Raw genomic sequence first — 10,239 nt, forward strand, 5'->3', positions numbered from 1 at the left:
ACGACGGTATAGGCCAGTTCCCGTCACGGAGAGAGTCATGCGCCTCGCGTCACGCGCGCTCCTCGCTCTGGCGCTCGCTCTCCCAGCGGGCACCGCCTGGGCGCAGGTGCAGCAGAACGACCCGAACGCCGCCAACGCGTCGTTCGCCCTGCAGAGCCAGATCCGGACCCTCAACCAGCAGCGGGTCACGGACTACAACACGCTGAACCAGTCGATCCAGCGGAACGCCCAGTTCCAGCCCTATGGACCCTACCTGCCCTACCGGGGCGTCCATGTCGGTCGCCATATCGGCCGACACGGCATCGTGCCGCGGGGCGGGGGCATCAACACGAGCGTGTGCATCGGCTGCTGAGAGGCCCGGAACTCTGCGCAGAGCGGGGAAAGCCCGAAAAAAACCTTTTCCCGCCGGCAGGCTTCGCCCAGAAGCTGGGCCCATGGTGGCGTGCGCATGAACATCCTGCTGATCGGCTCGGGCGGCCGCGAGCACGCTCTGGCCTGGCGTCTGGCCCAGAGCCCGCTCTGTAACCGCCTGTTCACGGCCCCCGGCAATCCCGGCACGGCCCGCCACGGCACGAACCGGCCGGACCTCAAGGTCACCGACCATGCCGCAGTGGCGGCGTTCTGCGCCGCGGAATCGATCGGCCTCGTCGTGGTCGGGCCCGAAGCACCCCTGGTCGCCGGGCTGGTCGACGACCTGAAGGCGGCCGGGATCCGCGCCTTCGGGCCGACCCGGGACGCCGCCCGCCTCGAGGGCTCGAAGGGCTTCACCAAGGACCTGTGCGCCGCCTGCGGGATCCCGACCGCGGCTTTCGCGCGCTTCACCGCCCTGGAGCCGGCCCTCGCCTATGTCCGCCAGCAGGGCGCCCCGATCGTCGTGAAGGCCGACGGGCTGGCCGCCGGCAAGGGCGTCACGGTCGCCGAGACCTTGGACCAGGCCGAGGATGCGCTGACCGCCCTCTTCGAGGAGCCGGGTGCCGAGGTGGTGGTCGAGGAATGCCTGTTCGGCGAGGAAGCGAGCTTCTTCGCCCTGTGCGACGGGACCCGCGCGATCCCACTCGGCACGGCTCAGGACCACAAGCGCGTGTTCGACGGCGACCGCGGCCCCAATACCGGCGGCATGGGCGCCTATTCCCCGGCCCGGGTCGTGACCCCGGAGATCGAGGCCCGGGTCATGGCCGAGATTATCGCGCCGACGCTCGCGGGCATGCGGGCGCGGGGCTGCCCGTTCACCGGCATCCTGTATGCCGGGCTGATGCTCACGGCGGACGGTCCCAAGCTGATCGAGTACAACACCCGCTTCGGCGATCCCGAGGCGCAGGTGCTGATGCCGCGCCTCGCATCCGACCTCGTGCCGGCCCTGCTCTCGGCCTGCGAGGGCGACCTGTCCGGGGTGACGCTCGAATTCGACCCCCACCGGGCCGCGCTCACCGTGGTGATGGCGGCGGCCGGCTATCCGGGTGCCGTGGTGCGGGGCTCGGTGATCCGCGGGGTCGACGCCGCCGAGGGCGACGGGGTCCACGTGTTCCAGGCCGGCACCCGTGCCGAGGGCGGACAGCTGCTCGCCGATGGCGGCCGGGTGCTGGCGGTCACGGCTCTGGGCGACAGCGTCACCGACGCCAAGGCCCGCGCCTACGCGGCGGTGGCCCGGATCGATTGGCCGGAGGGTTTTTGCCGGCGCGACATCGGGTTCCGTGCCGTGGCGCGGGAGGCGGGCGAGGGCTGACCCGCGTTCCGTGACGGGTGCCTCGGCCCCACCCCGCTCTCCCGCGACGACGCGGGCGAGCCCGACACCGAGATCCGCCGATCGATCCGGGTCCGGCGCCGGTGGGGACGTCGGATCGCGGGCGCCGCGCCGCGGCCTGGAGTGACGGGCTCGCCCCGGTCGAGCCGTCCGCCCCCTACTCCCCCACCGCCGCGCCGGCCGGCCTGCGGTTGTCGTTGGCGCCGTAGAGCAGGCCCGGCCGCATCCGCCCCGTGCGCGAGGCGTCGTTGCCGGACGACGCGGCCTCCGGCAGCACGGGCGCCGCGGCGCGGACCGCGATGAGTTCCTGTGCGCCCCAGGGCTTCTGCTCGACGATCGTGTGGCCCATGCCCCGCAGGAGGCCCTGCGTGTCCGCCGAGAGCGCGAAGGGTTCGGCGTAGATCGTGTCGGGCAGCCACTGGTGGTGGATGCGCGGGGCGTCGACCGCCTCCTGCGGCTCCATGCCGAAATCGAGCATGTTGATCAGCGTCTGCGCGTTGATCGTGATGATCCGCGAGCCGCCCGGCGAGCCCGCCACCATCGCGACCTGACCGTCGCGCAGCACGATCGTCGGCGCCATGGACGAGAGCGGGCGCTTGCCCGGCTGGATCGCGTTCTTCGTCCCCTGCACGAGGCCGAACAGGTTCGGCACCCCGATCTTGACCGTGAAGTCGTCCATCTCGTCGTTGAGGAAGAACCCCGTGTCGCCGGCGATCACCCCGGCGCCGAAATAGCCGTTGATCGTGTAGGTCAGCGAGACCGCGTTGCCGGCCCTGTCCATCACCGAGATGTGGGTGGTCTCGGGCCGCTCCCGCGTCTCCGGGCCGGGATCCGGCCGGATCTCCGCCGACGGGGTTGCCCGGTCCGGGCGGATCGAGGCCCGGAGCGTCTCCGCGTAGGCCGGCGACAGGAGACGGTCGACCGGGTTTTCCACGAAGGCCGGGTCGCCGAGCAGCAGGTTGCGGTCCGCGTAGGCGCGCCGCATCGCCTCGACCATCAGGTGCACGGTCCGGGCCGAGTTGAACCCGGCGGCCCGCAGGTCGTAGCCGTCGAGGATGTTGAGGATCTCGCAGAGCGTGGTCCCGCCGGACGAGGGCGGGGGCGCCGACAGGATCGTCGCGCCCCGGTAGCGGCAGGTCAGCGGCTCGGACTGCGTCACCGTGTAGGCGGCGAAGTCGGACGCCGTCAGCAGGCCGCCGCCCGCCCGGGAGGCCGCCTCCACGGCCTCCGGGATCGCGCCCCTGTAGAACGCGTCCGCGCCGTGCTCGGCGATGGCCTGGAGGGTGCGGGCGAGGTCGGCCTGGACCAGCCGGTCCCCGGGCCGCCACGGGCTGCCGTCCGGGCGCAGGAAGATCCGGGCGACGTTCGGCTGCCCGGCGAACAGCTTGGTGCCGGATTCGAGGATGTCGGTGTCGCCCCGGGTCAGCACGAACCCGTCCCGGGCGAGCGCGATCGCCGGCGCCATCACCCGCGCCAGCGGCAGGGTCCCGTACGCGGCGAGCGCGGTGTTGAGGCCGAGCACCGTCCCGGGCACGCCGGCCGCCTTCCAGCCGCGCAGGCTCGCGCCCTTCACGACGGTGCCGGCGGCGTCGAGATACATGTCCCGGGTGGCGGCCGCCGGGGCGGTCTCGCGGAAATTGACGAAGCGGCTGCGCCCGTCGGCGCTGTGGAGCACCAGGAAGCCGCCGCCGCCGAGATTGCCGCAGCACGGGTTCACCACCGCCTCGGCGTAGGCCACCGCCACCGCGGCGTCGACGGCGTTGCCACCGGCCTTCAGGATGTCGGCGCCCACCTGCGAGGCGAGGCGCTGGGACGAGACCACCATCCCGTTCTCGGCCTCGACGGCCGGCCCCGAGGCGGCCCAGGCCGGTGGGCTGCCGAGGGCGAGCAGGGCTGTCAGGAGCAGCGCGCGTGCCGGTGCGATCATCCTGCCCTCTCCGGTGCGGGTCCCGCGCCGTTGCTGGCGCAGGCCGCCATATAGGGCGAACGGGACGATGCGGTCGCCTGCCGACATTCCCACGCGCGACCTCATCCTGAGGCGCCGGAGCGCACGCAGGCCTCGAAGGAGGGCTCCAGACGTCTCGCGATCCCTGGAGGGCGCCTCCGAAAGGCGGCTTCGCGCACCTCTGGAAGAGGGCGGGTGAGTGGGAGAGGCCGGGCAGGCCTTCCGCTTCCGCCTCAGCCGTTGCGGAACGTGTAGCTGTAGCCGTTCAGCGCCGGTGCGCCGCCGAGATGGGCGTAGAGCACCTTCGAGCCCTTCGGGAAGAAGCCCTTCTTCACGAGGTCGATCATGCCCTGCATCGACTTCCCCTCGTAGACCGGGTCGGTGATCATTCCCTCGAGCCGGGCCGAGAGCCGGATCGCCTCCACGGTCTCCTTGGAAGGCACGCCGTAGACCGGGTAGGCGTAATCCTCGTTGAGCACCACGTCGTCGGCGACGATGTCGCCCGCGCCGACCAGGGCGGCGGTGTTCTGGGCGATGTCGAGGACCTGGGCCTTGGTCTGGGCCGGGGTGCAGGAGGCGTCGATGCCGATGACGTTGCGGGCGCGCCCGTCGGCCGAGAAGCCCACCAGCATGCCGGCATGGGTCGAGCCCGTCACCGTGCAGACCACCACGTAGTCGAAGCGCAGGCCCATCTCGGCCTCCTGCTTGCGGACCTCCTCGGCGAAGCCGACATAGCCGAGCCCGCCGTACTTGTGCACCGAGGCGCCGGCCGGGATCGCGTAGGGCTTGCCGCCCTCGGCCTCGACCTCGGCGAGCGCCCGCTTCCACGAATCGCGGATGCCGATGTCGAACCCGTCATCGACGAGCTGCGTCTGCGCGCCCATGATCCGCGACAGGAGGATGTTGCCGACCCGGTCGTAGACGGCGTCCTCATGCGGCACCCAGGCCTCCTGGATCAGCCGGCACTTCATCCCGATCTTGGCGGCGACCGCCGCGACCATGCGGGTGTGATTCGACTGCACGCCGCCGATCGACACCAGCGTGTCGGCCCCGCTCTTGATCGCGTCCGGCACGATGTATTCGAGCTTGCGCAGCTTGTTGCCGCCATAGGCGAGGCCGGAATTGCAATCCTCGCGCTTGGCGTAGAGCTCCACCTCGCCGCCGAGATGCGCGGTCAGGCGCTTGAGCGGCTCGATCGGCGTCGGGCCGAAGGTCAGGGGATAGCGCTCGAATTTGTCCAGCATCGGGTCTCTCCGGGTCTCGGGGCGCGGCCGGGGGCAGGAGCGGTCTCCGTCCGGCCGGGACGCGTCGAAGCGAGGCCTCGGGGACGGCCCGGCGCAAGGCCCGGCTCCGTCTTCGAGGCGCAGGGAAAACTACCCGATCCGCGATGAAAGGTGCTCTCGATCTTTCATCTCAGACGTCCAGTGACTTGCGTCGCTGAGCACCTTGGCCGCAGAGAATTCCGGATCGCGCGCCGCTTCTGAAAGAATCGTCCATGTCCGCAGGGCTCGACCGGATCGACCAGAAGATCCTCCGCCTCCTTCAGGCGGACGGGCGCATGGCCAATGCCGAGATCGCCGAGCGGGTCGGCACCAGCGCGGCCACCTGTCACCGCCGGATCCAGCGCCTGTTCACCGAGGGGTTCGTGCGGGCGGTCCGGGCGCTGATCGACCCGATGCGGGTCGGACGCGGCACCCTGGTCTTCGTCGGCGTCGTGCTCGACCGCTCGACGCCCGAGAGTTTTTCGGAGTTCGAGGCCGCCGTGCGGGCGATTCCCGTACTCCTCGACTGCCACCTCGTGGCCGGCGATTTCGACTACATGCTGAAGATCCGGGTCTCCGACATGGCCGACTTCAACCGCCTCCACAGCGCCACGCTGATCGGCCTGCCGGGGGTGCGCCAGACCCGGACCTTCTTCGTAATGAAGGAGGTGATCGACAACGCGCCCCTCGACCTGTGACAGCGTCTCTGCGAGCGGAGCGAAGCAATCCAGCCGCGCCACGCGGCCGGAGGTCGCGCCGCCCTGGGTCGCGTCGCTGCGCGCGCGATGCCGCGATGGCGGCGGAACCGTCCCCTACCCCTCCCCGCGCCGCGCCTTGCGCAGCGCCTCCCACCGGTCGAGGCGCTCGGCCAGGCGAGTCTCGTAACCCCGTTCCGTAGGCTGATAGAGCTGCTGGCGCCCCAGCGCATCGGGCCAGTAATCCTGGCCCGAGAAGGCATCGGGCTCGTCGTGATCGTAGCGGTAGCCCTCGCCGTAGCCGATCCGCTTCATCAGCTTGGTCGGCGCGTTGAGGATGGTGCGCGGCGGCGGCAGGGAGCCCGCCTCCTTGGCGAGACGGGTCGCGGCCTTGTAGGCGGTGTAGACGGCGTTCGATTTCGGCGCGCAGGCGAGATAGATCGCCGCCTGGGCGAGCGCCAGCTCGCCCTCCGGGCTGCCGAGGAAGTCGAACGCGTCCTTGGCGGCGTTGGCCACCACCAAAGCCTGCGGGTCGGCGAGCCCGATATCCTCCACCGCCATGCGCACGAGCCGGCGGGCGATGAACAGCTGGTCCTCGCCGGCATCGAGCATCCGGCAAAGATAGTAGAGCGCCGCGTCCGGATCGGAGCCGCGCACGGTCTTGTGCAGGGCCGAGATCAGGTTGTAGTGGCCCTCCTGCGCCTTGTCGTAGATCGGCGCGCGCCGCTGCACGATGTCTTGCAACGCTTCCGCGTCGAGGGTCTCGCCTGCTTGCGCCGAGCGCCAGACCTCCTCCGCGAGGGTCAGGGCGGCGCGACCGTCGCCGTCGGCCATGCGCACCAGCACGCCCCGCGCCTCCTCGGTGAGCGGCAGGGCCTGGCCCGTCAGCGCCTCGGCCCGGACCAGGAGCCGCGCGATCGCGCCGGGATCGAGGGCCCGGAACAGCAGCACTCGGGCACGCGACAGGAGCGCGGCGTTCAGCTCGAAGGAGGGGTTCTCGGTGGTCGCACCCACCAGCGTGACGGTGCCGTCCTCCATCACCGGCAGGAAGGCGTCGAGCTGCGCCCGGTTGAACCGGTGGATCTCGTCGACGAACAGCAGGGTCGCCTGCCCGGTCGCCCGGCGCTTGCGCGCGGCCTCGAACACCTTGCGCAGGTCCGGCACGCCCGAGAAGATCGCCGAGATCTGCTCGAAATGCAGGTCGGTACCCTGGGCCAGCAGCCGCGCCACCGTGGTCTTGCCGGTGCCGGGCGGTCCCCAGAAGATCAGCGAGCCGAGGCTGCGCCCCCGCAGGAGCCGGGTGAGCGCCCCGCCCTCCCCGGTCAGGTGCTCCTGGCCGACCACCTCCGCCAGGCTCTGCGGGCGCAGCCGGTCCGCCAGGGGCCGGGCAGCTTCGGCGCCGACAGCGCGGCCGTGATCCGATGCCGAGGGAGGTTCCGGGGAGGTGAACAGGTCGGACATCCGCGCATCAACACCGAGCCCGGCGCCCGTCGCAACCCGGGATCCGACTTATCCGCGCAGCACCGACTTCATCTCGATGCCATCGCGATTGATCGCGATCTCCCAGGCACCGAGGCTGTTGCGGGTCACGCGTTCGAGATCCTTGGTGGTCTGGACCGGCAGCCCGTTGACCGAGAGGATGATGTCGCCCTTCTGCAGGCCGGCGAACGCGGCCGGCGAGTTCTCCTCGACGGCCTGCACGGCCACGCCGTCGGTCGGGAAATCGACCTGCATCTCCTCGGCCACCGCGGGCGAGGTGTTCACCAGGGTCGCGCCCACGAAGGGCGAGCGGGTCTTCACCTTGAGCACGTCGCGCGGGCGCGTCTCCGGGGCCGGGGCGAGCTTCACCGCGACCGTCTGGCGGCTCGTGCCACGCAGGATCCCGAAGCGGGCTTGGCCCTGGACGCCCTTCAGGGCGAAGCGGTAGCCGAACGCCTCCGGGTCGGCCACCTCCTGGCCGTCGACCGTCAGGATCAGGTCGCCGCGCTTCAGCCCGGCCTCTTCGGCGGGGCTCTTGGCCTGCAGGCTCGCCACCAGCACGCCGGTCGGGTGATCGAGGCCCATGCTGTCGGCGATGTCGGGCGTCACGCTCTGGATGCGCGCCCCGAGCCACGGCCGGCGCACGACGCTCGCCCCGTCGCGGGCGGCGTCGACCACGGCCTTGACCATGCCGACGGGGATCGCGAAGCCGATGCCGTGGCTGCCGCCGGATTGCGAGTAGATCGCCGTGTTGAGGCCCACCAGCTGACCGCGCAGGTCCACCAGCGCGCCGCCCGAATTGCCCGGGTTGATCGCCGCGTCGGTCTGGATGAAGTACTGGTAATCGGCCGAGCCCACCTGCGTACGCGCCAGCGCCGAGACGATGCCCTGCGTCACCGTCTGGCCAACGCCGAACGGGTTGCCGATCGCCATCACGAAGTCGCCGACCTCCAGGGCGTCGGCGTCGCCGAACGGCATCGGCACGAGACCCTTCGGGACATCCTTGAGCTTGAGCACCGCCAGGTCGGTGCGCGTGTCGCGCATCACGATCGTCGCCTCGAACTCCCGGCGATCCGCGAGGGCGATCCGCACCTCGTTCATGTTGTCGATGACGTGGTTGTTGGTGATGACGAGCCCGTCGGCATCGACCAGAACGCCCGAGCCCAGGGAGCGCTGCGCCCGGTCGCCCCGCGGGCCGCGACCGCCTTCCGGCTCGCCGAAGAAGCGGCGCATGAACTCCTCCATGGCGCTGGTGCGCGCGCTGGAGCGCTTGTCCACGTGGGAGGCGTAGACGTTCACCACCGAGGGCGCGGCGCGCTTCACCACGGGGGCGAAGGAGAGCTGCACGTCCGCCTTGCTGAGGGGAACGACCTTGGCCGTCTCCTTGGGCGCCTCGGTGCGCGCCATCTGCGCCCCGGCCGGACCGGTGGCCAGCAGGGCTGCGACGAGGGCGGGCAGGGCAAGGCGGGTCAGCATACAGGGCTCCGGCGTCAGGGCGGGTGCGCCGTCCAGGCGGTCAGGAGGAGGCGCACCGGGAAGCCCTACGGTATCAAGCTCGATTGCGGCAGGCCCGCGACACCTTCGCCGCAGCGGATGGTCTCCGCTCGAGGGGCTGGGTTTTCCGATGCCGGGCTACTGACCGGGCGCCGCCCGCAAGCGGACCGCTTGAGCCTGAAGCGTTCGGGCCCTTTCGTCCAGACCTGCAGGATATGTTCGTAGGGCGTGAGGCCGCGCAGGCGGTCGACGGCATTCGGGAGAAGTACGGCCTCTCGGAACGTCACGCCTGCCGGATCGTCAGCCAGCACCGCGGCACGCAGCGCACCGTGCCCACCGTGCCGGCCGACGAGGATGGGCTGACCCGAGCCATCGTTGCCTTGGCCTCCGAGTATGGGCGCTATGGCTACCGACGCGTCACCGCGCTGCTGCAGACAGACGGCTGGCGGGTGGGCAAGGACCGGGTTCAGCGGATCTGGCGTCGCGAGGGGCTGAAGGTCCCCAGCCGACATAAACCCCGCAGCCGCCTATGGCTGAACGACGGCTCGTGCGCGCGGCTGCGGCCACTCCACCGCAACCACGTCTGGAGCTTCGACTTCGTGCAGGCCCAGACGCACGACGGCCGGAGCCTGCGCATCCTGACGCTGATCGATGAGCACAGCCGGGCGTGCCTCGCCTTGAAGGTGGCGCGGCGCATCAACAGCCTGGGTGTGATCGAGGCCCTAGCAGAGGCGATGTGCCTGCACGGTTCCCGGCGCACATCCGCTGCGACAACGGTCCTGAGATGATCTCGAAGGCGCTGCGCAAGTGGGTCACTAAGGCCGGCTCGCAGATCCAGTCCATCGCACCCGGCTCGCCGTGGGAGAACGGGTACTGTGAGAGCTTCAACGGCAAGCTGCGCGACGAGTGCCTGAGGCAGGAGATCTTCTACTCACTCAAGGAGGCACAGATCGTGATCGGCCTCTGGCAGAACACGTACAACCGCGTCCGGCCGCATTCGTCGCTGGGCTACCGACCACCCGCGCCTGTCAGCTTCCCGGATCTGGCCTTCCGGCTACACATGGGCGCGACCATGCAGTAACCTCGCAACTGGCCCGGTCCAAAATACCGGTCAGGTCACCGGTGTTTATATCTTCGACTTGACCAGGCGCTACGATTGGGTCTGGATGATTTCGACTGGGCTCGCCGTCGGCGCTGGACTGATGGTGTTCCTGCTGCCGAACCGGCAAGTGCCAGCGCATGCAGCTTGAAAGTCCCAAATGTCCAATTTGAAGAGGGACAGGCGGGAACCGCATCGCGGGTCGCGCCGTGCCAGTGGATCGTCACCGATGGGCCGAGACCGCGTGCGGGCTCGGTGAGCGAAGCGATTAGGGCCACGGTGCCGCCGACAGGTGGCAGGCGCCTGCCCGTCAGCGTCACTTGTCGCCGTAGACGCAGGTAGGCAGCGCGGACTTCTCGATGGAACCACCAACGCGGTTCACCCAGAAGCATTTGATCCCGAAGTCCGCTGTTCGCACGCTGAAAGACTGAATTTCGCTGTCTATCTTAGTGGTAGACTCGGAGTACAACGCACTGTCCGGCAGATGTCATACAGCGTCGCTGGTGTGGCTCTCATGCCAAGCG

At 70.3% G+C, this 10,239-nt stretch carries 8 protein-coding genes and 1 pseudogene; 4 read left to right on the forward strand and 5 right to left on the reverse strand.

Annotated elements, in window-relative coordinates; genetic code table 11:
* The first annotated feature begins 37 nt into the window (after positions 1–37).
* Both AC3WSN_RS07555 and purD read left to right on the forward strand, forming a co-directional pair.
* Positions 38–352: a hypothetical protein gene (locus AC3WSN_RS07555; RefSeq protein ID WP_192711323.1), complete on the forward strand. Its 315-nt coding sequence runs from the start codon at positions 38–40 to the stop codon at positions 350–352.
* 96 nt (positions 353–448) lie between these two features.
* Positions 449–1,723: a phosphoribosylamine--glycine ligase gene (gene purD / locus AC3WSN_RS07560; RefSeq protein WP_192711324.1), complete on the forward strand. Its 1,275-nt coding sequence runs from the start codon at positions 449–451 to the stop codon at positions 1,721–1,723.
* A 175-nt stretch (positions 1,724–1,898) separates the two neighbouring features.
* Here purD and ggt read toward each other — a convergent pair whose 3' ends face one another.
* Positions 1,899–3,668 (reverse strand): gamma-glutamyltransferase, encoded by a 1,770-nt coding sequence (ggt, locus tag AC3WSN_RS07565; protein WP_492537039.1) that lies wholly within the window; start codon positions 3,666–3,668, stop codon positions 1,899–1,901.
* A gap of 251 nt (positions 3,669–3,919) precedes the next feature.
* On the reverse strand, positions 3,920–4,930 hold the full coding sequence (locus AC3WSN_RS07570; RefSeq protein WP_020095545.1) for a 1-aminocyclopropane-1-carboxylate deaminase: 1,011 nt from the start codon (positions 4,928–4,930) through the stop codon (positions 3,920–3,922).
* Positions 4,931–5,181: 251 nt separating this feature from the next.
* On the opposite strand from AC3WSN_RS07570, the gene AC3WSN_RS07575 reads away from it, so the two are divergent.
* Entirely contained in the window at positions 5,182–5,646 is a 465-nt protein-coding gene (locus AC3WSN_RS07575) for an Lrp/AsnC family transcriptional regulator (protein ID WP_192711327.1), read from the forward strand.
* Between the two features lie 114 nt (positions 5,647–5,760).
* Here AC3WSN_RS07575 and AC3WSN_RS07580 read toward each other — a convergent pair whose 3' ends face one another.
* Positions 5,761–7,104: a replication-associated recombination protein A gene (locus AC3WSN_RS07580; protein WP_492537042.1), complete on the reverse strand. Its 1,344-nt coding sequence runs from the start codon at positions 7,102–7,104 to the stop codon at positions 5,761–5,763.
* A gap of 48 nt (positions 7,105–7,152) precedes the next feature.
* Positions 7,153–8,598, reverse strand: a complete 1,446-nt coding sequence (locus AC3WSN_RS07585) for a Do family serine endopeptidase (RefSeq protein ID WP_492537044.1) — start codon at positions 8,596–8,598, stop codon at positions 7,153–7,155.
* Positions 8,599–8,855: 257 nt separating this feature from the next.
* Between AC3WSN_RS07585 and AC3WSN_RS07590 the strand changes: the two are divergent.
* Positions 8,856–9,697, forward strand: a pseudogene (locus AC3WSN_RS07590) (IS3 family transposase); the annotation flags it as partial.
* Positions 9,698–10,031: 334 nt separating this feature from the next.
* Here AC3WSN_RS07590 and AC3WSN_RS07595 read toward each other — a convergent pair.
* Positions 10,032–10,184 carry a DUF3223 domain-containing protein gene (locus tag AC3WSN_RS07595; RefSeq protein ID WP_492537046.1) on the reverse strand — a complete coding sequence of 51 codons (153 nt, stop codon included), beginning with the start codon at positions 10,182–10,184 and terminating at the stop codon, positions 10,032–10,034.
* Between the last annotated feature and the right edge of the window lie 55 nt (positions 10,185–10,239).

The sequence above is a fragment of the Methylobacterium sp. FW102-HT35C08 genome (assembly GCF_058790235.1).

Coding starts and splice junctions, on each gene's coding strand:
- AC3WSN_RS07575 (WP_192711327.1), top strand. CDS start 5,182: ATGTCCGCAGGGCTCGACCGGATCGACCAGAAGATCCTCCGCCTCCTT.
- purD (WP_192711324.1), top strand. CDS start 449: ATGAACATCCTGCTGATCGGCTCGGGCGGCCGCGAGCACGCTCTGGCC.
- AC3WSN_RS07585 (WP_492537044.1), bottom strand. CDS start 8,598: ATGCTGACCCGCCTTGCCCTGCCCGCCCTCGTCGCAGCCCTGCTGGCC.
- AC3WSN_RS07570 (WP_020095545.1), bottom strand. CDS start 4,930: ATGCTGGACAAATTCGAGCGCTATCCCCTGACCTTCGGCCCGACGCCG.
- AC3WSN_RS07555 (WP_192711323.1), top strand. CDS start 38: ATGCGCCTCGCGTCACGCGCGCTCCTCGCTCTGGCGCTCGCTCTCCCA.
- AC3WSN_RS07580 (WP_492537042.1), bottom strand. CDS start 7,104: ATGTCCGACCTGTTCACCTCCCCGGAACCTCCCTCGGCATCGGATCAC.
- ggt (WP_492537039.1), bottom strand. CDS start 3,668: ATGATCGCACCGGCACGCGCGCTGCTCCTGACAGCCCTGCTCGCCCTC.